The following is a 25,007-nucleotide window of genomic DNA, read 5'->3' on the forward strand; positions in this document are numbered from 1 at the left end:
CCTGTTCAAACTCTAAGAGGTTATCGCTCATTCACAAGGCGCGGATACTTGACGGTATCCCGGATCGTAAACTCCGCCTTTTGCCAAAAGCGCCCAAATGATGCGCGCGATACGGTTCGCCACTGCGGTAGCGGCGACTTTAAACGGTCGTCTTGTACGCAGCCGAGAGGCCCACCGACCTATCGGGTTTTTGCTATCTCGAACTATAAGCGTTGAAGCCCCCAGATAAAGCATGGTTCGGAGTTCGGTATTCCCCATTTTCGTGATGCCCCCTAGAACCGAACGACTGCCGCTAGAATGCGTACGAGGAGTAAGACCCAGCCAGGACGAGAAATCGCGACCAGAGGGAAACCTATGAATATCAGGTACCGTCGCAATAACGCACATCGCGGTTTTCGGCCCAACACCGGGTATAGTTAGAAGTCTACGCGCATCCTCATCGCCTTGCACGCGGCGTTCAATCTCTTTGTCTAGTTTTATGACCAAGTCGTCTAATCGAAGCATCTGATCGCTAACGTCGGTGAGGGCCTCCTTCATCATTGTGGGCAAGACGGTATCGGCTGCGTTCTCCATCAACGTAACCAGTTTAGAAGAATTCCTAATGCCCCTTGCCGCTACTATGCCTGCCTCCGCTAAATGTCCTCGAAGCGCGTTGACCAGTTGAGTCCGCTGCGAAACAAAAAGGCTTCGGGTTCGAAAAATAGTAACCGCCGCTTGTTGGTTTAGGGTTTTGACGGGGACAAAGCGCATTGTTTTTTGCGCAAGTGCAACGTTGATTGCCTCTGCATCGTTCGCGTCTGTTTTGCCTCGTTTCACAAACGGCTTTACGTAGCTCGTATGAACCAAACGCACGTCGTGACCGAGGTCCGATAACTGGCGCGCCCAGTAATAACTTGTAGCGCAGGACTCTATTCCGATGAGGCAAGGACTGAGCTTGCTGAAGAACTCCAGAACGTTCTCCCGTTTGATTTGTGTGTTGAAGCGGGTCTCTCCGCTCGCATCTGCTCCGTGCGCCTGGAATACCTGCTTGGCTATATCAAGTCCCACCGTTGCCACGCCTTGCATCGCTCGCTCCCTTGACACCCCGAGGGTCATCAGTGCCAAGATATTATCGGTTGATTTCAGATTTATGATGCGGTTCGCTGTGCGCGCGACCTTGGTAAACCACACCCCTAGAGCAATGTGGAGTGGCATTAGCCCACTATCGCAGCTAGAATCGCTGCTTAGAAGAATCGATGGTGAAGGCGATGAAATCGGATATCGGACATCTTCCGCAGGCAAAGCAGGTCGAACTGGAAAAGATCGTCCGCATCATCCAGGAAGAGTTTGCTGGCGTGGTCGAGCGTTCGAAGTCGGATGCAAAAAAAGACGGGCGGATCTACAAGATCATCCTATTTGGTTCCTACGCCCGCGGTACCTTCGTCGACGAACCGCATACCTCGAAGGGCTACCGTTCGGACTTCGATATTCTTGTCATCGTCAGCAACAAGGAGCTGGCCGACCCGAAGTACTGGGACAAGGCCACCGACCGGCTGATGTGGAGTAAGGATATCGAAACGCCTGTTGGCCTGATCGTGCATGGTGCCCGCGAGATCAGCAATTTTTTGCATGACGGACAGTATTTCTTTGTCGATCTCGCCCGGGAGGGCATTGTCCTTTATGAGTTCGATGACCGGCCGTTGGCCGAACCAAAGCCGCTCAGCCCTGCCGATGCGCTTCGGGTGGCACAGGAGCATTTTGATCTCCACAATCAAGAAATAGGCGACCTTCTCGCGGGTGTCAGTTTCTATTCAGGCCGTAACAATCCGCGGCGAGCCGCCTTTGAACTGCACCAAGCAGTCGAATCCGCCTATTCCTGCTATCTCCTGACGCTGACCAACTACTCCCCGCCCTCGCACAATCTGAAATTCCTGCGCGGGCTTTCCGAGGATCGTGACCGACGGCTCGTCGACATCTGGCCGCGTGACCACCAGCTCTTTACCGCATGGTACAACATTCTCAACGAAGCCTACGTCAAGGCGCGCTATTCAAAACAGTTCGAGATCAGCGAAGAGGCAATTGCCTGGCTTCAGGAACGGACGGCTGAACTCCATACCCTGATAGAAGCGCTCTGCGGCGAGCATATCAAGCAGCTGCAGCAGGCAGCCAAGGCGACGGGCGTTTCGTAATAGCACTACAAGGCAATTTCAAAGTCGACGCTCTTGAAGCGATCCGGAACTGTAATTCCTGATTTGGAAATCAGTGAAAATTCCGGCTTTTTACTTTTAGCGTATCGATATGCAGGTCGGGCACGAACATGTCTCTCGGCCGCACGACTTTTGGCCGGTCTCGCGAGTCCGGTCCACCACCATGGGCAAACTCATCGCCTCGTCCGGTTGGTAGCCTGAATTCACCATCGCGATCAGCCAATCCGGACAGATCAGCTGTCAGGTCAAACAGCTGCTGCGCCACAAGGTGCACGACCTCACCTTCCCGCTGGATGCGACCATTTACAGCCATCATTGAAGAACCCAGCACAACGCGACGTCGTTTCTCAAACAGTGTCGGCCAGACAACGAGGTTGGCGGGGCCGGTCTCATCCTCAATAGTGATGAACATCACGCCCTTGGCAGATCCGGGTTTTTGCCGGACAAGCACAAGTCCTGCCGTGTAGACCCAGCGCCCGTCCCTGGCATTCATCGCATCGGCGCAGGTGATGATATTGCGATGAGACAGGTCCTTGCGCAAAAAACTGACCGGATGCTGCCGCAGGGTCAGTCCGACGTGGCTGTAATCCTGCACCACATTGTGTCCCTCAGTCATTTGCCTCAATGCCACCTCAGGCTCCTGCTGTTCCGCTATGGCTGTCATCTGTTTCTCTGCTGCTGCAGCGAATAGGGGCAGAGGCTCATCGCGCAGCGCCTTGATGGCCCAAAGTGCATCACGGCGTTCAAGTTTCAAGGAGGGTAGAAACGCATCAGCCTTGGCAAGTTGCACGAGCGCGTCGGACGGCACGCCTGATCGGCGCCACATGTCGTCGATGGATGTAAACGCCACATTCATTCTCGCCGCAACGATCAGCCCAGCATCAACACTTGCCAACCCCTTGACCTGCCGAAAACCGAGCCGAACCGCATGGCGGCCGTTGTTGCCTGCTTTCTCCAGTGTGCAATCCCATCGCGACCGGTTGACACAGACCGGCCGCACCTCGACACCGTGCGCTCTCGCATCGCCAACTATCTGGGCTGGCGCATAAAAGCCCATCGGCTGCGCATTTAACAGTGCGGCACAGAATGCATCCGGATAGTGGCATTTGATGTAGTTCGAGGCATATGCAATAAGGGCAAAAGACGCGGCATGACTTTCCGGGAAGCCGTAGCTGCCGAAGCCCTCGAGCTGGGAGAACGTCTTTTCGGCAAATTCCGGCGTGTAACCGTTCTTCACCATACCGGACACAAGCTTTTCCTTGAACCGCGACACCCCGCCGGTGAACTTGAAGGTTGCCATCGACTTGCGTAATTGATCGGCTTCGCCGCCTGTGAACCCGGCGCACACCATCGCCACCCGCATAGCACTTTCCTGGAACAACGGCACGCCCAGCGTCTTGCCAAGCACGGCTTCAAGCTCTGGTGTGGGATATTTAACCGGTTCCTTGCCCTCTCGCCTTCGCAAATATGGATGCACCATGTCGCCCTGGATCGGGCCGGGCCGAACAATCGCAACCTGCACAACGAGATCGTAGAATGTCCGTGGTTTCAGGCGCGGCAACATTGCCATCTGTGCCCGACTTTCGATCTGGAAGGTCCCGAGCGTGTCGGCCTTGCGGATCATTGCGTAGGTTGCCGGGTCCTCCTGTGTGATATTTGAAAGATCAAGGTCCTCCTCCTTGTGATCGCGGATCAGGTCAAAGGCCTTTGCCATGCAGGTCAGCATGCCAAGCGCCAGCACGTCGACCTTCATGAACTTCAGTGCCTCGACATCATCCTTGTCCCATTCAATGATCTGGCGGTCCTTCATTGTGGCCGGCTCGATTGGTACCAGGTCGTCAAGCCGGTCATGGGTGAGGACAAAACCACCGGGATGCTGCCCGAGATGACGGGGTGCGCCCATCAGTTGTTGTGCAAGCTTGAGTGTGAGGACGAGACGGCGATCGTCAGGATTGAGATTGAGTTCTTGGACATTGCGATCACAAACTTCCTCTGACCATGACCACATGCCCGACGATAGCGCCTTGATGACATCCTCGGGCAGGCCAAGTGCCTTACCGACATCGCGGATCGCGCCCCGTGCCCTGTAGCGAGTGACAGTGGCGCACAGCGCCGCCTTCTCACGGGTGTAGGTCTTGTAGATCCACTGGATGACCTCTTCCCGTCGCTCGTGCTCGAAATCCACATCAATATCGGGCGGCTCGTCCCGTTCCTGGCTGACGAAGCGCTCAAACAGCAGATCGTTGGTTGAGGGATCGATCGATGTGATACCGAGAATATAACAGACTGCGCTATTGGCCGCTGACCCTCGCCCCTGACAGAGAATGCCCTGACCGCGGGCAAATCTGACTATCGAAAACACCGTCAGAAAGTACGGAGCGTACTTCATTGTGCGTATAAGGTTGAGCTCGTGCCGAAGGGTCTTAAGAACTTCCGGCGGCAATCCTTCTGGATAACGATCGGGCACACTCTGCCAGACATAATGTTCCAGCGACGCCTGGGCATCCTTGCCCGGTACGATTGCTTCCTCAGGATACTGGTAGGTCAGTTCTTCAAGCGAGAAGGTACAGCGCCGGACAATTTCCAAGGTGCGTGCCAGCGCTTCAGGGTAGCGAGAAAACAGCCGCTGCATTTCCTTTGGTGGTTTGAGATAGCGATCTGCGTGACGTTCGCGCTCGAAGCCTACCTCGTCAATGGTGGTTTTGTTTCTGATGCAGGTGACGATGTCCTGCAGCTGCCGACGACCAGGCTCGTGAAACAGAACGTCATTGGTGACGACGGTTTTCACATTGAACCGCGCTGCCAGACTGGAAATCTGATGCAGTCGCATCTGATCGTTCTGCCGTCGGCGCAGACAGAGCGACACATAGGCTCGATCTGCAAACACATCGGCCATCTTCCTCATCTGCACCGCGCAGACACTGTCCGGCAAATCAGGAATGAATATTCCGATCATGCCGTCGCAATAGGCAATGACATCATTCCAGTTCAGAACGCAGTTGTTCTTACCGCCACGGGATTTTCCAAGCGTGATCAGACGGGTCAATCGAGAGTAGGCTGCTCGGTTTATCGGATAGACCAACAACGACATGCCGTCTTGGAGATCTAGTCGGCAGCCGACAACAAGCCGCAAGCCCGTTGATCGCGACGCCTCCAGTGCCCTGATAATGCCTGCCAGCGAATTGCGATCGACAACACCAAGCGCCTCGATACCGAGTGCCTTGGCAGTTTCGAACAGTTCCTGCGCAGAACTGGCACCACGCAGGAAGGAGAAATGTGTGGTGACCTGAAGCTCGGCGTAGCTCATGCGAATATCCCATGCATGAACCAGCGATGGGATCCGGTTTCAGGGTCTACGCCATCGCCTGAGCGGAACACCCAGAGACGCTCGCCGGTTTCATCCTCGATCAGGAAATAATCGCGGACCGCCTCCATTTCCGCGTTGCGTTGCCACCACTCACCGAAGATACGCTCCGGCCCATCGGCCCGCTTCACCTTGCGGCGCTTGCCACGCCAGACGATCGATACCGGCGGACGGTCTGGCAGCAGGGCAATGGCTTCAATCAACTCCGGTTTTGGCAGCAATCTAACAGGCCGTCGCCAATGACTGACCCAGGCATTGCCGATAGGATCAGCAGCCGCAGAAATCCTCTGCACGCAGCGTTCAGGCACGTCAGACGCAACAGGCGCCACACGATAGACCCGATTGCCGCGATTGCCGTAAATGTCGATCAACGGTGTGACACCGGTGACGTCGTCCTCAACCAGTGAGGACACTTTCTGGGTCTCCTCCAGAGGTTCGACCATCACCGCGACCAGGGTCAGTTTTTCGATACCAAAGCCTGGTTCGATCTTTTCGGTGCGGTCGCGAAACAGCTTTGTCAACCAGGCGATATCACGCGCTGGTTTGGCGGTTCCGGCACGGATCGCCTGCCGTGTGCCATCTACCTTTTCGACGATCAGGTCGGCACGTCTGACACCCAATCCCTTTTTCTGCAATTCATCTATCAACTGGACGACAAGTCGGCCGACATATTTGTTGATGGTATCCGCAGCTCCGATCGGTTCGGCAAATGCTCTGCTGACCTCGATCAAATCAAGTGTTCTGATTGGATCAATGGGTTCTGCAGCCCGACCGAACATCTGATCAAGCCGGCGGCCAATTTCTGGCCCGAAGCGTAAGGTCAGTGGCGCGCGTGGTGTGTTGGCAAGTTCGCCAATCGTCTGGAAACCGAGGGTCTTGAGATCAGTGATGACATTTGGTGGCAAACGCAGCATGGATATCGACAGCCTCTCCACGGCACGCGCAGTTTCGCCCGAAGGTACGATAACTGTGTCACGATTGATGGTTCTCGCGCAGGCATGGGCCCCTCCCCAGGTATCGGCCACCGCCACGCGGGCTGTCAGCTTTTTTGCCAGAAACTGGTTGGCAATCTTGGTGACCATCGCAAGCTCACCGCCCTGCAGGTGGTCTGCTCCTTCCGTATCCATGACAATCCCGTCGCGACCATCAACCGCGACGATCGGCGAATAGATGGTCAGAGCCCAAAGGGTAATGCGTTCCAATGCAGAGGCATCGGCAGCAAGGTCAGCATCAACAAGCATCAGACCGCGAAACAGCGCCTGTGCCTTTGCTGCTGACATGCCGACATGAACACCGGCTTCGCGGGCCGCCACATCAGCGGCGGATACCCAGCGTTTGGACCCACTCCTGGCAATCACCGCAATTGCCTGGTCAGGCGAAATGGACGGATCGGCGCGACGAATGCGATCCGTCGGCAGATCCGGTAGATAAATCGATACGACCCGTGTCATCGCACGCCCTCACGAGAAACTCAGCACACTCACCCGCTTTCACGCGCATTAATTCCAGAAACCACTGGGCACTGCCCACCCCCGGTACTGGCAGTTCTTCCGATGGCATCACACTGACCCGCCATTTGGTTGTCGAAGCGGTTGGTTGCCCGAAATCATTAGCTTCCGTCTGTCGTCGCCATCGCCTGACCGCAAGGGCCATGGTGCCTGTACGTTCTGCTGCCAACTGGAGCCTTCGTGATCCAACCATCGGTAGGCGTACGAGCTCACCAACCACGGCACCCAATCCTCCGAAGGATAATCCCTCCTCCATATTGGCCAGCACCTCTTCCTCGCGGTCGGATTCGACAAAGATCACCCGGTCCGGATGGAGACCAACTTGCGCGAGAGCCGGGAAAAACAGATCGGGTCGCGTCAGGCACCAGACGACAGGGCCCTTGGTGCGTGCAGCAATACCGGCCGCAAATAGGGCTGCCGCCGCGCCGTCAACCGTCCCTGCCCCGCCACCTGCAAACTCGTGCAGCGCACCGAAGGCAAGGCCACCACCTGGCAGAAGCCGGTCAATATCGGCGAGATCAAACGGCAGAACACCAGCTTTGCGCACAGATGTGCCTTCAAGCGACGCTATGCGCTCACGCAATTCTGAAATCACTTGCGGGCAGGCAGCGGCCATCGTTCACAGCTCCCTTCGAAAGCGCGTTGGCAGGACGACAGAATGTCGCAAGAACCTACATGTTCCTTGTTTGTTCCCAACACAAAAAAGAGTCAATAGGGTGGGAGATTGGGAATATTATCCTTAAATTAGACTCTGCGCAGAATGTCTATATGAATCAATTCCGTAGCGCATTGAAATTTTTTCTGACCCCTTGGTTATGAAGTGCCCTCCAAGCGGATACAGTTGGTTGTTCTACGCCCATGACGAGAACGCAAACGAAGGGAACCAGCACGTTCCCGACGGTCTCTTTAACGTCATGACATGGGCGCGCCAAAACGGGTTCAGCCATGTCCTGCTCGATAGCTATGCCGAGAAGGCTGATGATTTGCCGTGGTATGACTGGTAAGGTCGGCTCGGCGGGGAGCCCGCCGTTCAGCGCAAAAGCCGCCATTCAAGAACGGACTGCATGTCCCGGCGGCCATCGGCAATGAAATAAACGATGAACTCCTCTCCGGTCATGAGATAGATCCGCTAGGATTTTTGATGTAATTCACGGTATTCTGTGATGCCGAGGCCCGCCAATTCCTTCGGAACATTGCCCCGCGTGGGAAAATCTTCAAGCCCCAGGCATGCTTCTTCAAGTTCCTCGAGAATCCGGTCGGCAGTCTGGACGCCGTCAAAGCTGGCAAGGAAACGGTGGAGATCTTCGAGATCCCGTTCCGCATCCTTCGCAAACAGAACACGATACGGCATCAGGTTTAGGGCGTCTTCAGGCGCGCGCGAAGGCGGGCGAAGGTCTCTTGCGCAGGGCGGACCTTTCCTTCCTCGACCTGCTTGTTGGTCAGCGCCAGCACCTTGAGGAGCGCCAGCGTCTCCTGAGTTTCTTCATATTGTGTGATGTCCTGAAGCACGGCTTTCGCCTCGCCATGCAAGTTTATCACCACAGGCTGCCGGTTGTCGGCGAGCTGGCGAATGACCTCCGGTGCATGAGTCTTGAGATAACTGATGGGCTTGACCTGTTTCGACAGTATCATCGATCCGATCTCCTTTTGACCAGAATATGGACCGTTATTGGTCCGACCGGAAGCAAATATTGCGAGGTTGCAAAAGAGGGAAAGGGGGGCGTTTGCGGGGTGGCGGTTGTCGGAGGGCCGGAGAGAGGGCTTCCACAATCACTTGCATCGCGGGCTTCAGCTTGACGGCGACGTTATTCATTCTTCCTTCACCAGCCCGGTTGGCCGCGAGAGCGCTCAACCGGGCTCTTTTGTTTCAGGAGACACCAGCATGAACACAATGATTTCCAACCCCTTTCAAACTCAACGATCGGGAACCGCCGGTTTAAAGGTCGACATTTCCCGCGGTGAACGTATCGGGCGGGTGTCGTCGGAGTGGTTCTCACCTCCTGACGACGAGCGTTACCTGTCGCTCACTGATCTTCATTGTGCAGTCAGCGACAGAACCGACTGCGCGCGCGTTCGCACCGTAGAGACGGCTGATATTCGCGTCGAGGCGACCCGTGATAATGCCCAAAGCCTGTCGCTCATCGTTCCCGGCGGGCGTGAAGCATTGGCCCCGACACACTGGAGCTACGGCCAACTTTGCAGCCTGGTCGGTGCACCAGTAAGCTACATGCGCCAATTGCCGGCGCCGCTCGCCGCGAGCAGTTCACGTCAATGGGGCCAAAGGCTGGACGTGTCAAAGTATTTCAATCACTGCGCGAGAATAACGGGTGAGTTCGCTGTAACCGAATTAGAAATCTCCGCAGGATCGACACCTTTGCGAATTGCCCATTCTACGAGATTCGGTGGACGGTATTTGCTGTCGTCTCGCCATCTTGCAAAAACTGAAACATCAATTGTCTCGTTGACCCTTGCATGAGTTCCACTTGCTCCGACAAATGGTTCTGGTGCGATCGGTCGATAATCTCTCTTGCTTACCCATGAATACGCGCCGCTGAGGAACTCCATGTAGGAGTCTGAGATCGCACCCAGATGTTCGTTTCCATCCAACTCAAGCTCGTTGCGAAAAGCTAGTCCCAGATTTGCCGCCTTCTCCATCATCCACCGCAGGGGCACCTGCGCCAGAGTGTCGTTGAAGCAACCGCCGCCGACGTTTGCATGAGCACCCACAAACCAGCGTTGCTCGACGCTTTCCATCGGCCTCATCGGAATTGTCGTCGGGGCGCCGGTCCTCGTTCGGATTGTCCAGGGAGTCGGCGCAAATTTTGCGCGGTGTTCATCAATCGCCAGAGCATGAAACCCGTGCTTGACCGGTTTACGGAGGCCGGTGTGATGAAATTTCAGCGTCGAAGCGCTGATACCAGCTAAACTAAAAACCGGCACACCGAGCGCACCAACCGTGTCCCAGACCCCGACCATTTCGATCGCGACGGGTCTTGAATACTTGAGCATCCAGCGCTCTTCGAGCGTCAAGCCCTGCATATCAAAGGTAGGAAGTTTGTAAATTGTACGGTCGTCGTCGTTGCGGTACCGCTGATATAGCTGGTCGACTCCCAGTGCTCCGCCCGGCTTCAGAAGTCCGCAAATTGAAATAAAGCCTGCGAGGCTTCGCGCAGTATGGGCTCCGCGACTGAACCCGAAGATAAATATCTGATCGCCATCCTCGTAATTCTCGACGAGCCAGTTGTAGGCTTCCTGCACTTTTTCAGTCAGGCCTTTGCCCCAGCCACCGCCGATTACGCCATTTACGCCACTGTCGTAGTAACGAAGTTGCTGGCGCCCTTCAGAGTCCTTATCCGCGCAAAGAGAGCGGAGGCGCCACACATTTGTATTCGTGCCGACTGCGTTCCAAGTGCCATCGAGAAACAGAGCGAGCTTCTTATTGGATGCCGACGGTAGACCAGATAAAGCCATGGATGCCCCCGTGAAATTATATTTTGGAGACTAAGCTGAGTCGGCAAAACGCCATACACGTCCCAACGAGCGCGGAAAGTTTATCCCCTATAAGTGAGATTCCCGGCTGTTGCTCTTGACTGGATATGAACCCGCGGTCCCAGTGACTGGCATCAGGCCATTGATTATATGTGATATTTCTCGTGCCACATGAGAATCTGGCTAGCGCAGCAGATGGCAATCGCCATTCGTCAATTCCGGGACGCTATCAAGCGCACTCCGCGCTGACCAGCTTCCAATCACGATGCAGGCCTTCCCTTCAATTGATCCCGTTATTTTTACGGGTTGAAGTGTCATAGTACGCTGGCAAGGGCGAGATCGATTTCATACCGGACAGCCGGATTTGCGGATCCCACGTTGGTTGTGGATAGTCATCCGTTGATACACGTTTCAATTGTGCAAATCGAATTCCTTCAAGTATCAATACAGTATGAACATCGATGACACGCTCAAAACGAAGATTGCAAGTGAACTCCAACGCCTGGAGGAAGATTGCGCGCATTCCGGCAAGGCTCACTTCAACGCGAGCGACCGATGGAACCGATTCAATTACTTGTTCGGTATCCCATCAATTGTGATCAGCGCCCTGATCGGAACGGCGTTTGTGAAGGATTACGCTATATGGGCAAGCGTCGGCTCCGCGGCCGTGACAGTGCTTACGGCGCTTGTCACCTTCCTCAAGCCCGCGGAAAAGGCAACCCTGCACAAAAGCAGTGGTGACCAGTACCTTACCCTCAAGAATGACTCTCGTGTCTTCCGGGAAATCACCCTCACTCGAAACGTCGAGGAAGGCGCCGCGCTTGAAGGTCTCGAAGGTTTGACTAAGCGACGAAATGAACTGAACCAAGCCAGCCCCCTGTTTGCAAACCGCGACTTCAAGAAGGCAAAAAAGGGGTTTGACGATGGGCAGGCCACGCACGCCGTAGACCAGGCCCCCCGATGAGTGTGAACTCCTATCTGGCCGGCCGGGCGTCATCTGCGGTCCTTTCCGAGGATGAGCGGAAGTCAATCAACACCTCAATCGCCACCCTCGGCACCCGACTGGAGAGCTGGTTCCAAGTTGACGGCGACAAGCTGCAGTCACACTTCCGGTTTGGGTCTCAGACGCGTGGCACGATACTTCCGCGACGCGACGATCCTTACTCCGATGTCGACTACATGGTGGTGTTCGAAAAGGGTGCGCGAAAGCCCCAGAGCTATCTCGATCGTCTGAAGAAATTCGTTGAAGGAAAGTACAGCACGTCGGAAGTCTATCAATCCAGCCCGACTATAGTGCTGGAGCTGAACCATATCAGGTTCGAGCTAGTTCCGGCGCTGCACTCCTTCAGCAGCACCTACCAGATACCCAATGGGCCGAACGACTGGCAGTATACCAGTCCAAACGACTTCAATGCGACGCTCGAAGAGAAGAACAAGAACAACAGCTACCTCATCAAGCCGACTATCCGTTTGGCCAAGATATGGAATGCCGCAAACGGATACGTCTTCAATTCTTATCTTTTCGAGAAATGGATCTGCGACCGAAGCTTTTTCTTCGCCAGCAATCACCGTGACTATCTATTCACGGTGTTTGACAACCTCCAAGCAACCGAGACTGCCGCTTGGAAGAACGAGCGCATCAGCCGCGCAAAAAAACTGGTGGCTGACATCCGGGAGAACGAATCTCAAGGATATCCTTATCTTGCTGAGGCAGATGCCAAGAAGCTGATCCCGGAATGATGACCATCGGTCGGGACATAGGGCTTGTAGACGTTCGCAGTTACTACTTAAAATAAATGATGAGGAGACGCGCTATGCAGGAGACCGTTGGGAATGAAGGACTGAGTACGGCGCAGGTCCGATTTCTCACTGAGTTTGCAAGCAGTCTCGTATGGAACAAGCCCGACTTGGAAATCCTCAAGCCCGATCTCGAGTGCAACGAACTTGTAAAAATCCTCCAGGACATGATGCAGAAGTCGGATCGTCGCGGCAGACTAATTCTTCCTAACCTAGCAGCGCATGGCAACGAGACGGTCGCAATTTTTTCGGACTATGCGGGTGAATCTTCGGGAGACTTTCACACCTACTCGTTCTTAACCTGCGGATATAACACGTGCGGATCTTTCATCCGCAAGATGAAGGAAATCCGAGCAGGATGGCATCTCGGGGATAAGGAGATCGCGTTCAAGGATTTCAGTATGGGCCAGATGCAAAGAGCGCTACCTGACTATCTCAGTGCCGCAGACATGCTCGTTCATGGTTTCTTACTTACCATTGTCATCGACAAGAAGCTCCTGACAGTATTTGGTGCAAACGAGAAGAAGACGCGAGCAGACCTGTCCAAAACCCTTCATGCAGCAGGCCTAGGCACCTGGAAACCAGAGAGCGCCGAAAAACTGCTCCGCGTGGTCCACACCGTCTCATTTCTCGTAGCGTTACTTGCTCGCTCAGGCCAGAAAGTTTTCTGGATGTCCGACAACGACACGATATGCGCGAACGAGGCACTCCATCGGCATGCGCTTGATCTTTTCCAGCGCGCTGTTGAGCACTATGCGCCGGGGCGTCATTTACCAGTTTTCGGTGGAGGTGCTCCGTTCAAGGATAGTTCGCTCGGGATAACAGATCTCCTCAGCCTTGCTGACATTACCGCTAGCTCTGTGGAACACTATCTGACGCGGAAAAATGCGAGCGACACGGTAGATTTTGAGGTAAAGGCCGGATCGCATTCAGTGCTACAGTGGCTCGCGCATGATGGGCTGTCCTTGTCAAAAATGACGCTCATTGTGCGACCTGGCGCCGAAGGCGGGATTGAAACGGCCAATCTTGAGTTCAAGCTGACCGATGAACCAGAAAATGTCACAGCGATTCCAGTTGTCATCTAAAACAGCACCAAAAAACACGATGCGCCGATGGTTGCCCAGATTTGACAATCTCAGTGAAAATTCTGGCACTTTAACTTCAGCGTGTCGATAAGATATCCAAAATATAGATGACCCACGGCGGCTGGACCGGCTTCTTGTATGCGCGCCGGTCGAGCCAATCGCAATGCTTGATCTGGTCGCTGGGGCTGTCGACCCAACGTCCTAATCCGGTCGCAGCCGAACTATTATTGTCGGTAGCTAGACGGTCGAGTTGAAACACATGTGGAGTTATCATGCTCCGCAAGCACAGCGGTATCGAACATTGTGACCGCGCGGGCAAATAACGCCAACTTGATGGATAGGGCCTCGTGGGCGCCCTTCGGCTGGTCAAAGCAATCCATGTCAGCGAACCGCCTTGCAGTGTCGCGGTAATCGCGCATCCACTGATCGCTTATGACCGGCCCTGTTCGCGTCATTGTTTTTATGCCCCCGTCAGTCTTCGCCCGCCGCGAACTGCGGATCATCTTCGTCCTCATCCAGATCTGTCTGGTACAGATAGGTAGGCTCCTCCTGCTCGTCATCCTCTATAGGCGACACATACCGCTCGCCCGTCAGCAACTCTCGCAGCAACAAGAGCTTGCCGAACAGCTCGTCGAACGTCACGATGCGAACATCCTTGTATTGGCTGCGCATCATTTCGAACGAACTGATCTGGCTGGTATCGGTCGGCATTTTACCGACGACGATTACGCAATCGATCGCGTAAGCCTGCAGCTCCGAAAGCTGGGGCGAGAACTGCTTGTGTAAAGGAAGGGTGAGCGTCAATTTGTGACGCTGGTCGAGAACCTGCACTACTGCGCCCATCAGCGCATTGGAAGGTTTCCAGACCCCGCCGCGGTAAGTCGAGCCACACACCGGCGTTTGCGGCGTCTTGATCTCGACAAGGGCCGCGTTGTGGCTTGAGCTATTCTTCGAGAGGAAGTCCGCAATCTTCGTGCCATTGCCCGCAATCGTACCGCCACCCACAGACGCAGCCGACTGCACCATGACGATCGGATAGCCGAATACCATCGACAAAATGAAAGGATTCAGCTCCAGCATCTTTTGCCAGTGACCTTCATTGTGGTTCCTGGCCATGCTTTTCTGGAACGAGCGTATTAGTCGGTCTAGGCTGACCAGTTCCAGATCCTTTTGAAGCTGTACGAATTCCTTGGGGTCACGATCTGCTATGGCCGTGGCGTTGCCCACAACCGTCTTGAGCAAAGCTGCGCGATCCTTACCCTTGAGCACTGTGCTTGAGGCCTCTCCGCCGCCGACAAGCTTGTAGATTGTGCCCGGCCTGTAGGGCGGCTCCCTCAGGGCGTAGTCTTCGGGGTACACTTTATGGAGCACATTGTTGTACGCAAGGATCGTGCGCTCGATGAGACTTTCCTGCTGATGCTTGCGTGTCGTTCGGTTGAACGCCATGCGCAGGTTGAAAAAATCCAGATCACTAAAATAGAAGGTGGAATGTTCATGCCTCGTGGGGTCTTTCCCGCCGATAGCGATACGAGTCACGTCTCGATTTTTTCCACCGCATAAATGATCGGCCTTAGCTCTTTGGTGAACCCGAGGCCATAAGCCGCGTCTTGGACAAAGCCACCAGGCAGATGCGTTTTCAAGAATACCACAGCGCTACTGTGGTCGGTTGGAGGATCGAAATCTTCTGTAGGCAGGTCGAACCAGATTGATTTGATATTCTCGTATTTCTGCCCGTAAATCTCGTCAGAAAAGTGGGTAATAAGAGGGAAAATGCCAGCGACATTTTTGTCCAGATCAAGGGTAAACAGCAGATTCGGCTCGTTGATGTCCACCAGGTCATAGTACGCGTTTACACAACGCACCAATCGATCATTGAGCTGAACATCGACATTGATCGTGTCCCCCAAATTGCGAACGATCAGTCGAAGCTCTCCATCCCACTCGTCCGCCATACACGCTCCCTAATAGCAAGTGTTTCCCTTTGCCTCGAAACGCAGGCTCGATGGTCGCAACTACGAGCGCGTCGGAAACTTGCTCGAACCGGCCTTTTTCGCCGCTAATCATATATTAGCTAAGGTCTTCATTTCGCGCGTGTACTCAGGACCAACAGTCAGTTCGCTTTTATAGAGGGTTGGATCGAGCATCGACGTTGTGAAAATAATCTGATGCGGAAACTTCGCCTGCTTCGATTCTTCGATCAGAATTTTCTGGAAATTATGGCTTCGGATCGGCTCCATCCCCTTGTCCTCTATATTGTCCATGAGGAGGAATTTCGGGTGCCAGAACTCACTATCGTAGCTGGCGCTCAGCAAAAGCGACAAGATGGACGTGTTCTTTAGGATGACGTTGCTGCTTTCAGCGAAGTTCATTTTCCCATCGACGAGCATGGCGTCGTCCCCGAAATTGATCGAGAACGAGGTTGGATTTTCAAAAGCCTCCTGCCGCTTCAAATCCTTCCTTAGAATGCGTTTGCCAATGGTGCTCACTAAGTTCATGGCCTTAGAAGTCCGTGCAGTCGAAGATGCCTCCAGTCGCTTGATCGTCGCCTCGAGCGAGGTGATCTCGTTATTAAGCTTTGCCCTTTCGGCCGAAAGCTCATCAATCCGCTGGAGGGTTGCACGCAGCTCCTCCATGTATTCCGCTTCGCGTTCAAGACTACCAAGCGCTTTGAAACGTTCGGCAAGATAACTCTCACGCGGCGAATTGCTGTTGTCGTATCGAGACGAGTAGTCTGTCATCGTAGAGGAATATCCGCGACGAAGCGCCCTCACCTCACTTTGAAGTTTCTCGACCTCTGCAGCCTTCATCGCCAAAAGCTGCCTCGACTCCCTGATCTGTAGTTCGTTATCGACCTTCAGCTCGAAATACCTTGAACGCACTTTTTCTTCATCAATTACTTCGTCACAGACAATGCAGTGATGGGCGTCCTTGTCCGAAAGTGGCTTCAGGCACGATGGACAATATTGAAAGTCGATGTTCCCCAGCTTCACAGATAGATCCTCAGCAGCGCTGAGCGCAAAAAGCTGCTGTTCGAGGTGTTCGATAAACTGATGGAGCTCAGCTTCTTCATCGACTAGGTCGCTGATGCGCTGCTCAGAAAGCTGGAGGTCGCCCGCCAACTTCTGCAGGCGCCGGCGCATCGTTTGGCGTTCAGAGGCAAACTGTTTAGCCTGATCGTCGCCGACGACCTCATCCACATTGCGGATCTCTTCCGAGATCCGGCTTTTATGGACTTCAAGTTCTTTTAACCGGGTGTCGAGAATTGCGACCGATGTTAATCCTTCCGAGCTTGGGAGGGACATCACCGCTGCCTTGTAAAGCCGATCCTTGTCTGAGTAGTCAGCCTTTACACCACGTAGCTTGATCAAACTCTCATAAAGATCATACCCATTGACGCCTATGAGGAGTTGCCCGACTGTCTCGCGTATATCACCAGTATCGAAGCTTTCAAACCGAAAGAGCTTTCCGGGCGGCGTCTGCTGATCGGCGTAAAGCAACCGCAGTATCTGGTGCATTGTAATATTCGAGTTCGCGACGTTAGGCGCTTCCGGGATACCCACCGCCCTGAACATGATTTGCGTGAATGAAAGATCGAGTCCACCAGATGGGCGCCGGATAGGGACTCGCTGCCACTCGTCGATCCCTTTGTCGAGCGAATCCTCCATCGATCCGTAAAATACAAGAATAGGTTCCTGCTTACCGGCGACCGCCCGATGGAGCGTGAGCGTAGATTGCTCAGTTTCAACTTCGATTCGGACGGCAGAGCAATTCTGAGCAACGTCCTTCCATCGGTCAAACTCACCGCCTAACCCATAAAATATGAAGTCGGCGATCGTCGATTTCCCCGAACCGTTCTCGCCGCGGATGATGTTCACGCCACGATGAAATCGCTCATCGTAAGCGATATTCTTTCCTTTGTTGATACGAACCCGCTTGAGCGCAAAGAAGGAAACCACGCTAAGTACCAACCCTTCTCAGTCCCGTCATCTGACGCAGACCACCTTTTCCTCTGCCGATTGCGACGTAATCGGTGACGAGGAAATTCAAAATTTTGCCTTCACCGGGCAAAACAAGTCGAGTACCTAGCGCGGAGGCGAGATGCCTCCCTTCGCTGCTTAGGCGATACTGATCCTTATCTACAAGCTCAAGCTCAACTAGCCCCCTGCCAATCAAGTTGTGCAGCGCTTGAGCCTGGATGCCGCCCATCTTTGTGTACAGAATCGGCGGAGAAGGATGCTGTATGAAGGTTTGGTCGGGCTTCGGAATAGCCAACGCATTGAAGACACGCCGCACGTCGCCGGTCATGTGAGTGAGGTGTAAAAGGCTTGGATTGACGAAATAAAAGTCGGATACGAAAAGCCTGTCCCGGTTTGGTGCCTCCGACTTCCAATGCGATAGAAGTGCCAGATAACGGCGAGCCGTGTCGATCAAATCTAGCTGTGCGTACCACATTCGATACGTCATGGCTTATCCCAGCGGATATGGCAGCGTTCAGTCAAAAAATAGAGGGCGTTCATGACCGTCTTCGCGGTTGCATTGTCGTCAGCGTATTTTTCGCTAAGGGGTTCAATAATTTGAACTTGGATAGCAGTAGCGATAGTAGCTTCGTCGGCACCTTTGCAAATCAGCGGGTAAAAAATCAAACTTTGAAAGCGTTGTTCAATATCGGCAAGCAGCTTTTTATAGGTGGTAGATATCGACGTCTTCAGCCCCGTTCGCACGAAGGGGCGTGCAAACTTGCTTTGGGAGTCGTTTGCAAAACCGTATTCATGCTCACGTCCCGCATCAATCATCTTAGTCATAAGGTCGCGTCTGTCAGTTGCCGACTGTTCATCAAGCGCATCGTCGTCAAACGCAATAGCTTTTGGTACATCGCTAGGATAGGCAGGCGGAACTAGCTTGCGCAATCGATGCCTGATGCTGGTATAGATCAGATCGTCGCGACTACTGGGTTTGCAAATATTGATGTGGTCGGCGTCAATTGGGATAGGCATCGCCCCGTTGACACCCGGATCAGCGCTTCGCTCGTCGACCACGAGGAATGATTTCTTGGTGAGATGCTTCTCGTGATAAACGGACACCGCCATGGATGTCCGGTGGCAATGAGCACGAAAGCTCTCGTTCAGCTCGGCAAGCTCCGCGTTATCCTTCAGGAGCTTTTCCACGTGCACAGATGTAAATCCCGGGACGAAGAACTTGAGCAAGCCAGCCAGGCTGGAGCCACTATGGGGTGTGGCTATGAAAATTACGCTGGCGCACCGTGCACCAATCCTTTGCCAGTCTTCATCTGTCGATTCACGCGCAGTTCTGATAACCTGCTTGACTAGGAGTCCACCGAGACTGTGGCAGATGAAGATAATCGGCCGGCCACCAAACTCGTAGCTCGCGAGCGTCTCCAGAACGTGCTTCGCTCGGTCGTATAGGTTCATCTCTTTTTTTGCCCATTGAGCAAAGACACTAGCCGGAAAACCGATGGTGTAGAGATTCAGGTGAGGAAGATCAGCCGATAGCCAGTGTGGCCAGTAGCCACCTTCCGGCTCACTCGATCCATTAAAATTCCAAGTTTCGACTGGATCTCCTGAAAGGCCATGTACGAATATAACGTCGGCAGTTCCGCTGTTCGCCGCAATGGTCGCGAAAAAGTTGGTGGAAGCTGGCACGGCATTTCTCAAATAATCAAATCACTTCTACAACCGTAGATTATGATTGAAGTATTTCAAGTGTATTGCCAGGAAAAATCAGCATTTTTGACCGCTTTTTTCATTGGTAGTATGCACGTAAGTCTGGGTTTTAGTTGTAAACACGCGGTTCTCAGAGTATGCCCCATGCCCGAAACCTCCCCCTGCCGGTCATCTCGCGCAGGCCAAGCTCGGAGACGATGCGCCGTGCGGCCTGCGGCGTGACGTCGAGAGTTTTGGCAATCATGCCGGCGGAGACCAACGGCTTTGCCATCACCAGCTCGATCAGCTCTGGCAGTTTCGACGAGGTGCGGCGCCCCAAAAGCTTGCGCTCCATCATCTGGCGGGCCAGGGCCAGCCGGTCATGTTCTTTTAAGCCGATTTCGGCTGTCGCGACAAAGCCCTCAGCGATTGCCAGCAACCGAACTTCACGACTGCGATGGCGGCGACGATCGACGGGAGTGGTTTTCAGGCCGGTATTGATCGCGGCGAGATGGTGTTGGGTGGTGATGCCGGCCTGGCGCAAAAGAGAGGCCGACAGCAACCGCCCCAACCACGGCGCGTGCTGCAACACATCGAGACTGTTCCAGGCATCGAGCACGACAATCGCCTGCAGCAGCGGCGGAAAATCTCTGGCCTGCCGCAAAACGGTGCGCCAGTCATCGAGCCGCGCGTCTTCATCCCAGTCGAGATCATAGATCAGCGGATCCCGCTCCTGCAACGTTTTGGCTGGGCCGGGCCGCATCGCATCCTCGAGTGCGGCTTCGGAGCGAGCGAGCAGCGCATCGATCTCGGCAAATTCGTCCGGCGACTGATCTGCGTCACCGTCTTCAAAAGTCCCCTGCCCTACCAGGACCGGATTATAATCCGCGATCTCATGTGCCGTCACGGGTCCTGTCTCTCCAGAAGTTGCTGCAGGCCACGCCTGCCCAGGCTCGGTCGATGCCTGCCGCAAACTGCGAATACCGTCTGGCGACAGCGCCCAGTCTGGCGATCGCGCGACAATACGCCGGCGGGTTTTCAACACGTCGCGGGCGATGGTCAGTTCATGGGTTGGGGCGCGGACGTCACGGGTGGCGTCGTGCAGCACCAGGTCCTCGAGATGCACCAGTTCTCCATCGATCCATAAGGATGCGCAGGCATCGCTAAAATTCTGGCGCTCACACCAGCCAGCGCCGACGGATGAGCGGGCAATGCGCTCGTCGAGACGACAAAACGCTGCCGTGGCATCGCTGAGCGGTTTCAGCAGGGTGTGGATGGGCAATTTGGCAAGATCGTAAACCATTGAAATCATGGTAAATGATTTGTTAAACGAACACTATAAGTATTTTAGTGTTCGCCAGAGGATATGGTTAACAGTTGGTTTATCTACCATCGATAAGTAATGCTTATCAGTGTTTAGCCATCTCCCGCGATCTTATTGCCACCTTTGTATGTGAAGCCTATGTTTCGCGCACGAATTAAGAGGAACGCGATGTCCGAACCACAGCTTTCCATCCGCAGCGGCAAAGCGAAAGATCTTGCCCATGCGCTGGCGCGCCGCACCGGACAGCCAATAAACCGTCTGGTCGAACTTGCGCTTGAACGCTACGATCAGGAACTTCGGAGGAAATCGGCGCTGACGCCGACGGATGCCTTATGGGAGCTGATGGCTGAAGGTCGGCGCTCGGTTCCCGCCGGTACCAGCTCCGGTCATGATGACCTCTATGACGAAAACGGCTTACCAATATGATTGCCATTCATACGTCGGTGAAATTGGAAACGGCGCTGAACGAGCCTGAGGCGGAACTGTTTCAGACTCTCATAAGCCAAGAAGAAATTCTTATTGTTTGGCCGACCCTTCTGGAGACGCGCATGGTGCTTCGGGCAAGAAGTTTTCGAATGCGGGAGCGATTTCCAAGCTGTTCGTTGATCTTCCGAACGTGACTGCGGTCGACTTTGGTGAACGGCATTATAAAGCGGCCGAGAAGGCTTTCTCGAAGCTTCGCGCTTTGATGACAAAGCCACGGTCTGCTCGTCCGATTATTGCGTGTGATGATCCAGTTGAAGCCTACGTTCAGGCGTGCATCGCATCTCCATTTTTCAGCTATGTTTCTCCGGAAATTTATAGTCTGTGCGACACTAGGAAAACCGCGACAGACGATTAGGCCTCTCATTCGGTTGATGAGACATCAGCACTCGGCCTGTGCTTACCACTGGCATGGTCATCTTTTCACTAAAGACGTTCTGGCAGCGATGCTTGCCTAGCTCGTGGCAATCAACTTCGATCTTCCCCGCCCCTTCTGGGCGGTTGCCACTATCTACGTCGTGGCCAACCCTCTTTCCGGTACTCGCAGCTTCAAGCCAGAGCCAGGCTACGAAGCTTCGGATGACAATTCCAGGCGTTGGTGCCATCACTGCCGTCTCGTACATTGCAGCGATCAAATATCCTGATGACGTCGCCACCTCGCACCCAGTGGGTGCCTGCCTCGGGCTTACGACGCGGCCCTACCAGTCCGGCAAAATCGATTACGATGGCCATATTTCGCGACGCGGTGACGGTCGGCTGCGGGGATTACTCTATGAGGTGGCAACCGTCCACTTAACAAGAACCACTGTAAGGACCGAATGCAGTCTTAAGATCTGGGGGCTGAAGCTGCGTGAGCGGCGGGGCTTCAAAACGTACCGCGGTTGCTGTTGCGCGAAAACTTGCGGTCATTATGCATAGCATGCTCAATCCCAGGCAAGCGATCAATCCATTGGCTGGCGCTGCTGCATAGGCAAATTGCCGGGTTACCTGCATCAGCGTCTCAATCTGACTGAGATGTTGACCGTCCCCGCTGTGGACGTGGGTCATTCCGTCGGTTCGGTCGCAGTTCCTTGAGACTGCGTCTTGAAGATAGGTAGACCCGCCCTGTGAAAACCCAAGATGCGGCGATTGCTTGTCGACCGCGGAGACAACCGTGCTCCCAGCAACGGACGAGTTTGCAGGAATAGTGAGATGTATAACGAAGAAGTGAAAAAGATGTCGCCCTCCCGACACGGCAACGAAGTACGTCTAATCCACTTGAGGCGACGCAGGCGATTAGCCGACGGAATGAAACTGCTATGCTTGGGTTCGCGTGAGGCTTCCCTTAACCAATCAATTGCAGCAGCATTGCTTTTTGGCTGCCCACTAAACATCGGCTAAGACCCCTGGCGTTTCGGACATCCTTGGAAGCAGAAACTGAGCGGACACACCTACTTTTCGTCTGCTTGCTGCATATTCTCGATCGCGGAGTCAGTCACCACAACAGCTGTCCTATTCAACAGGCCCGCGTCCTCAAGGGCTTCGATATCCGGTAAATCACGCAGTGTCTCAAACCCGAAAGCCGACAGAAAATATTTCGTCGTCACATACGTATATGGAGCGCCGGGCATGGGACTGCGCGGCCCGGTATCGAGTAAGCCGGCTCCTCGAATACTGGCAATCGTATCGCGCGAAATTTCCTTGCCGAAAATTTTGGAAAGCTCTCCACGCGTGATTGGCTGGAAATACCCAATTGCAATCAGCACCATGGCCTCATGATGGGAGATAGCGGGTGCCAGCGCACGTGTCGGTGTTTTCGATGCCTTGATTGCATGCGCATAGGCCGGTTTGGTGCGGTACTGCCAGCCTCCAGCCACGGAAACGATGTCATAGGGCCTCGGTTTCATTTCTGCACGCAGATCAGCAATCAGTTTATCAATGTCGCAGCCATTCCCCACAACGCGAGCCAGCGTTTCACGGCGAACCGGTTCTGATGCGGCAAAAATGATTGCCTCGACGCGCATCATCCACTCTCGCCACCGGAACTCGACCGGCAAATGTTCCAGTTCGGTATCCAGCGGGATTTCAATCTTGCTGCTTGACCGCCTGTCGCGACGTTCTTTTTTGGCGGAGCCGTCAATCTCCATCGTCAAATCCCGTAAACCCGGAAGGTAGAGCGGCCAGAAAGCTCTCTCACGCCGCCCATGCTCTCCAACCGTTCGAAAAATCTGCTGCTTGCCCAGCGGGACAGGTCCGTGCCCGGCGCTGAGGCTGATAGGGCATCTTCGCTCAAAAGCTGTCTGATGATCCGCTCTCCGCCCTTTGTACGAATGGTGGCAGAACTGGCTATCGTTCGGTCTGCGCGGCGGCCAATCTCATTTGCCATCAGCAACACATCTTCCGTCCCGTGAACAAGCGCCATGGAGACCGCACGATTGAATCCCTGCTCTCCCGGGGCCAAACGTCCTTTGCCAGCGGAGGTCCGAAATGCACCGCTGTAGCGTTGGGCAAGAAGAAACGGAACTGGCAAATCCCAGCCAAGACGTTTCGCCAAAACCCAATCGCCCAGCCACCACGCTAAAACCTCGACATCGGGGCGAACGGCATGAATTCTTGTCACCAATTCCGCCACAGCTATCGGTGCGGCCTGCGGTTTTTGCATGATCTCGTCGATAAGGACAGGAAGGTCAGCAAGTGTGCTGTCCCAACGTAACGCAAAAAGATCCGTCAGGGATTGCAGGGTCTTGCTGCTGATAAAATCCACCCGCGTCTTCAGCATTCTGGTCGCCAGCAGGACGTTTCCGGCTGGCCCGGCATTGTCACCGGGTCGCACCATCAATACCGCGTCGCGCAAGGCGGCTTCTTCGGTCTCACGGCCTAACATCTGGTTGGCCGAAATGGCACAGCGCAATGCAAGGCGGCTTCGCCAGCACCCTGTCCACGGGTGATCTTTTTTGATAAACCCATCCAGCGAGTTCAAAGCCGAACCCGCAAGAAAGGCCGCATCCGCTTCCGTCACGGCATTTTTCTTGTCGGAAGCCCAGGCCGGAATGATTGTGGGTGAATAGGCTACAGTCACACCCATGCGTGATGCTCTTTTCATCCGCAAAGGCTAACAGACAAGTGCACTTATTGCCATATGCGCGATAGTTTACGCACAGCATGTCTCAGATGGCATTTTTACCATTTTTGCCGGCAACGGCAAATCCTGTCGGCTGAGATTTCAGCTGAGCTGTTGCATGCGCCGCCACGCGGCGGGCGTCTGACCAGAGACTTGCCGGAATGCTTTTGTCAGATGCGCCTGATCTGAAAAACCAAGTTGGGCTGCCACACCAGCCACGCTCAAGTCGCTCTCCAGCAGCATTTTTTGCGCCAGATCAATCCGTTTTCCAAGCTGCCATTGCAGCGGCGTCTTGCCCGTTGTCTGTTTGAAAACATTGGCAAACCAGCTTTCCGAAAGCCCGACAATATTGGCCATTTCCGCCACTGTCATTCGGCAGTCGTTGCGGGCGTTTACACCGTTGATCAGCTTGTTCATTTGCGCCTGTGTCAGCCGCCCGTTGGACGGTTCACAGACATCATCTGGAATATCGAGAAGGCCGGCAACAATGCTGCCAACAAGGCTTTCAGCATAGATCGCATGACGTGAAGGCGACGAGAGTTCATCAATCACCAGACCGGCCAACAGCTCAATCGAGCGAATGTCCTGAATCTCGACCGGGCTGCGCAGAGCTGTAAGTGCCGCTGATGTGCCGATTGATGGCGACAGGAACCGCAACAGCCGATCCTTGTGCAAGTGCAGATCAAGATGAGAAAACCGGTGCGTGCCGGTGAAGTTCGTCCACAATGGCACCCCGGCGGGCACGTAGATGGCGCGCATCATCGGACGATATTGCTGGACGTCGGCGCGGTCGCGGTTGGACATGTGGATATGAGACGACACGTCATTCAGAAAAATGACGATACGTGGATCAGGAGACAGGTAATAGGCACTGGCGCCATTTTGCCCTTCAGCATCCCAAAACACACTCATGATACCATCGAGGCCACGCCATTTGACCGGCGCCGTAACCTTGATGCCGTCTGTATGGCAAATCATCGAGTGCATGTATGTCATATCAATTACATTCAA

Annotated in this window: 21 protein-coding genes and 3 pseudogenes; 8 read left to right on the forward strand and 16 right to left on the reverse strand. The window is 54.3% G+C overall.

What is annotated here, in order from left to right:
• Positions 1–27 precede the first annotated feature (27 nt).
• A complete protein-coding gene (locus IB237_RS15600; protein WP_192489606.1) occupies positions 28–1,065 on the reverse strand; it encodes an IS110 family transposase in 1,038 nt (345 codons plus the stop codon).
• 182 nt (positions 1,066–1,247) lie between these two features.
• Here IB237_RS15600 and IB237_RS15605 point away from each other — a divergent pair, with 182 nt between their 5' ends.
• The gene (locus IB237_RS15605; protein ID WP_192489607.1) at positions 1,248–2,168 is read left to right on the forward strand and encodes a nucleotidyltransferase and HEPN domain-containing protein; all 921 of its coding nucleotides are present in this window, start codon (positions 1,248–1,250) and stop codon (positions 2,166–2,168) included.
• A gap of 70 nt (positions 2,169–2,238) precedes the next feature.
• On the opposite strand, the gene IB237_RS15610 is transcribed toward IB237_RS15605, so the two are convergent.
• From IB237_RS15610 to IB237_RS15630, 5 genes and pseudogenes are all read right to left on the reverse strand, one after another.
• Complete coding sequence (locus IB237_RS15610; RefSeq protein ID WP_192489608.1) at positions 2,239–5,493, reverse strand: error-prone DNA polymerase; 3,255 nt, start codon at positions 5,491–5,493, stop codon at positions 2,239–2,241.
• Entirely contained in the window at positions 5,490–7,001 is a 1,512-nt protein-coding gene (locus IB237_RS15615) for a DNA polymerase Y family protein (protein ID WP_192489609.1), read from the reverse strand. Before IB237_RS15615 ends, IB237_RS15610 begins: the two co-directional genes overlap by 4 nt.
• Positions 6,922–7,674, reverse strand: coding sequence for an ImuA family protein (locus IB237_RS15620; RefSeq protein WP_192489610.1), 753 nt, complete (start codon positions 7,672–7,674; stop codon positions 6,922–6,924). Before IB237_RS15620 ends, IB237_RS15615 begins: the two co-directional genes overlap by 80 nt.
• Before the next feature lie 414 nt (positions 7,675–8,088).
• A pseudogene (locus IB237_RS15625) lies at positions 8,089–8,409 on the reverse strand (type II toxin-antitoxin system RelE/ParE family toxin).
• A 5-nt stretch (positions 8,410–8,414) separates the two neighbouring features.
• On the reverse strand, positions 8,415–8,690 hold the full coding sequence (locus tag IB237_RS15630; protein ID WP_192489611.1) for a type II toxin-antitoxin system Phd/YefM family antitoxin: 276 nt from the start codon (positions 8,688–8,690) through the stop codon (positions 8,415–8,417).
• 250 nt (positions 8,691–8,940) lie between these two features.
• On the opposite strand from IB237_RS15630, the pseudogene IB237_RS15635 reads away from it, so the two are divergent.
• Positions 8,941–9,462: pseudogene (locus IB237_RS15635) on the forward strand (DUF932 domain-containing protein); the annotation flags it as partial.
• On the opposite strand, the gene IB237_RS15640 reads toward IB237_RS15635, so the two are convergent.
• A complete protein-coding gene (locus IB237_RS15640; RefSeq protein WP_192489612.1) occupies positions 9,366–10,529 on the reverse strand; it encodes a DUF2235 domain-containing protein in 1,164 nt (387 codons plus the stop codon). The pseudogene IB237_RS15635 and the gene IB237_RS15640 sit on opposite strands and share 97 nt — an antisense overlap.
• Positions 10,530–10,998: 469 nt before the next feature.
• On the opposite strand from IB237_RS15640, the gene IB237_RS15645 reads away from it, so the two are divergent.
• From IB237_RS15645 to IB237_RS15655, 3 genes are all read left to right on the forward strand, one after another.
• Entirely contained in the window at positions 10,999–11,511 is a 513-nt protein-coding gene (locus tag IB237_RS15645; RefSeq protein WP_192489613.1) for an SLATT domain-containing protein, read from the forward strand.
• Positions 11,508–12,287 (forward strand): nucleotidyltransferase, encoded by a 780-nt coding sequence (locus IB237_RS15650; RefSeq protein WP_192489614.1) that lies wholly within the window; start codon positions 11,508–11,510, stop codon positions 12,285–12,287. Before IB237_RS15645 ends, IB237_RS15650 begins: the two co-directional genes overlap by 4 nt.
• Positions 12,288–12,361: 74 nt before the next feature.
• Positions 12,362–13,429 carry a hypothetical protein gene (locus IB237_RS15655; RefSeq protein ID WP_210323979.1) on the forward strand — a complete coding sequence of 356 codons (1,068 nt, stop codon included), beginning with the start codon at positions 12,362–12,364 and terminating at the stop codon, positions 13,427–13,429.
• A 471-nt stretch (positions 13,430–13,900) separates the two neighbouring features.
• Here IB237_RS15655 and IB237_RS26555 read toward each other — a convergent pair whose 3' ends face one another.
• From IB237_RS26555 to IB237_RS15685, 6 genes are all read right to left on the reverse strand, one after another.
• Entirely contained in the window at positions 13,901–14,965 is a 1,065-nt protein-coding gene (locus tag IB237_RS26555) for a Shedu immune nuclease family protein (RefSeq protein ID WP_192489616.1), read from the reverse strand.
• Positions 14,962–15,381 (reverse strand): hypothetical protein, encoded by a 420-nt coding sequence (locus IB237_RS15665; protein ID WP_192489617.1) that lies wholly within the window; start codon positions 15,379–15,381, stop codon positions 14,962–14,964. Before IB237_RS15665 ends, IB237_RS26555 begins: the two co-directional genes overlap by 4 nt.
• 108 nt (positions 15,382–15,489) lie before the next feature.
• A complete protein-coding gene (locus IB237_RS15670) occupies positions 15,490–17,385 on the reverse strand; it encodes an ATP-binding protein (protein ID WP_192489618.1) in 1,896 nt (631 codons plus the stop codon).
• Between the two features lies 1 nt (position 17,386).
• The gene (locus IB237_RS15675) at positions 17,387–17,893 is read right to left on the reverse strand and encodes an ABC-three component system middle component 5 (protein WP_192489619.1); all 507 of its coding nucleotides are present in this window, start codon (positions 17,891–17,893) and stop codon (positions 17,387–17,389) included.
• Positions 17,890–19,089, reverse strand: coding sequence for an ABC-three component system protein (locus IB237_RS15680; protein WP_192489620.1), 1,200 nt, complete (start codon positions 19,087–19,089; stop codon positions 17,890–17,892). The genes IB237_RS15675 and IB237_RS15680 overlap by 4 nt, the downstream gene beginning before the upstream one ends.
• Before the next feature lie 151 nt (positions 19,090–19,240).
• Positions 19,241–20,401 (reverse strand): RHE_PE00001 family protein, encoded by a 1,161-nt coding sequence (locus tag IB237_RS15685; RefSeq protein ID WP_192489621.1) that lies wholly within the window; start codon positions 20,399–20,401, stop codon positions 19,241–19,243.
• A 180-nt stretch (positions 20,402–20,581) separates the two neighbouring features.
• On the opposite strand from IB237_RS15685, the gene IB237_RS15690 reads away from it, so the two are divergent.
• The 3 genes and pseudogenes from IB237_RS15690 to IB237_RS15700 all read left to right on the forward strand — a co-directional run.
• Positions 20,582–20,839 carry a type II toxin-antitoxin system VapB family antitoxin gene (locus IB237_RS15690; RefSeq protein ID WP_192489622.1) on the forward strand — a complete coding sequence of 86 codons (258 nt, stop codon included), beginning with the start codon at positions 20,582–20,584 and terminating at the stop codon, positions 20,837–20,839.
• A 97-nt stretch (positions 20,840–20,936) separates the two neighbouring features.
• Positions 20,937–21,254 (forward strand): hypothetical protein, encoded by a 318-nt coding sequence (locus tag IB237_RS15695; RefSeq protein WP_192489623.1) that lies wholly within the window; start codon positions 20,937–20,939, stop codon positions 21,252–21,254.
• 179 nt (positions 21,255–21,433) lie between these two features.
• Positions 21,434–21,866, forward strand: a pseudogene (locus IB237_RS15700) (transposase); the annotation flags it as partial.
• 460 nt (positions 21,867–22,326) lie between these two features.
• On the opposite strand, the gene IB237_RS15705 reads toward IB237_RS15700, so the two are convergent.
• The 3 genes from IB237_RS15705 to IB237_RS15715 form a co-directional block, all read right to left on the reverse strand.
• A complete protein-coding gene (locus IB237_RS15705) occupies positions 22,327–23,022 on the reverse strand; it encodes an SMC-Scp complex subunit ScpB (RefSeq protein ID WP_192489624.1) in 696 nt (231 codons plus the stop codon).
• A gap of 2 nt (positions 23,023–23,024) precedes the next feature.
• On the reverse strand, positions 23,025–23,960 hold the full coding sequence (locus IB237_RS15710) for a DUF1403 family protein (protein WP_246787984.1): 936 nt from the start codon (positions 23,958–23,960) through the stop codon (positions 23,025–23,027).
• Positions 23,961–24,098: 138 nt separating this feature from the next.
• On the reverse strand, positions 24,099–24,992 hold the full coding sequence (locus IB237_RS15715; protein WP_192489626.1) for an AraC family transcriptional regulator: 894 nt from the start codon (positions 24,990–24,992) through the stop codon (positions 24,099–24,101).
• Between the last annotated feature and the right edge of the window lie 15 nt (positions 24,993–25,007).

It is taken from the genome of Agrobacterium sp. AGB01 (assembly GCF_014851585.1).
Classification (GTDB): Bacteria; Pseudomonadota; Alphaproteobacteria; order Rhizobiales; family Rhizobiaceae; genus Agrobacterium.

Coding starts and splice junctions, on each gene's coding strand:
- IB237_RS15710 (WP_246787984.1), bottom strand. CDS start 23,960: ATGGGTGTGACTGTAGCCTATTCACCCACAATCATTCCGGCCTGGGCT.
- IB237_RS15650 (WP_192489614.1), top strand. CDS start 11,508: ATGAGTGTGAACTCCTATCTGGCCGGCCGGGCGTCATCTGCGGTCCTT.
- IB237_RS15715 (WP_192489626.1), bottom strand. CDS start 24,992: ATGACATACATGCACTCGATGATTTGCCATACAGACGGCATCAAGGTT.
- IB237_RS15685 (WP_192489621.1), bottom strand. CDS start 20,401: ATGATTTCAATGGTTTACGATCTTGCCAAATTGCCCATCCACACCCTG.
- IB237_RS15615 (WP_192489609.1), bottom strand. CDS start 7,001: ATGACACGGGTCGTATCGATTTATCTACCGGATCTGCCGACGGATCGC.
- IB237_RS15605 (WP_192489607.1), top strand. CDS start 1,248: ATGAAATCGGATATCGGACATCTTCCGCAGGCAAAGCAGGTCGAACTG.
- IB237_RS15630 (WP_192489611.1), bottom strand. CDS start 8,690: ATGATACTGTCGAAACAGGTCAAGCCCATCAGTTATCTCAAGACTCAT.
- IB237_RS15675 (WP_192489619.1), bottom strand. CDS start 17,893: ATGACGTATCGAATGTGGTACGCACAGCTAGATTTGATCGACACGGCT.
- IB237_RS15645 (WP_192489613.1), top strand. CDS start 10,999: ATGAACATCGATGACACGCTCAAAACGAAGATTGCAAGTGAACTCCAA.
- IB237_RS15655 (WP_210323979.1), top strand. CDS start 12,362: ATGCAGGAGACCGTTGGGAATGAAGGACTGAGTACGGCGCAGGTCCGA.
- IB237_RS15600 (WP_192489606.1), bottom strand. CDS start 1,065: ATGCAAGGCGTGGCAACGGTGGGACTTGATATAGCCAAGCAGGTATTC.
- IB237_RS15610 (WP_192489608.1), bottom strand. CDS start 5,493: ATGAGCTACGCCGAGCTTCAGGTCACCACACATTTCTCCTTCCTGCGT.
- IB237_RS15640 (WP_192489612.1), bottom strand. CDS start 10,529: ATGGCTTTATCTGGTCTACCGTCGGCATCCAATAAGAAGCTCGCTCTG.
- IB237_RS15705 (WP_192489624.1), bottom strand. CDS start 23,022: ATGGAGATTGACGGCTCCGCCAAAAAAGAACGTCGCGACAGGCGGTCA.
- IB237_RS15620 (WP_192489610.1), bottom strand. CDS start 7,674: ATGGCCGCTGCCTGCCCGCAAGTGATTTCAGAATTGCGTGAGCGCATA.
- IB237_RS15665 (WP_192489617.1), bottom strand. CDS start 15,381: ATGGCGGACGAGTGGGATGGAGAGCTTCGACTGATCGTTCGCAATTTG.
- IB237_RS15690 (WP_192489622.1), top strand. CDS start 20,582: ATGTCCGAACCACAGCTTTCCATCCGCAGCGGCAAAGCGAAAGATCTT.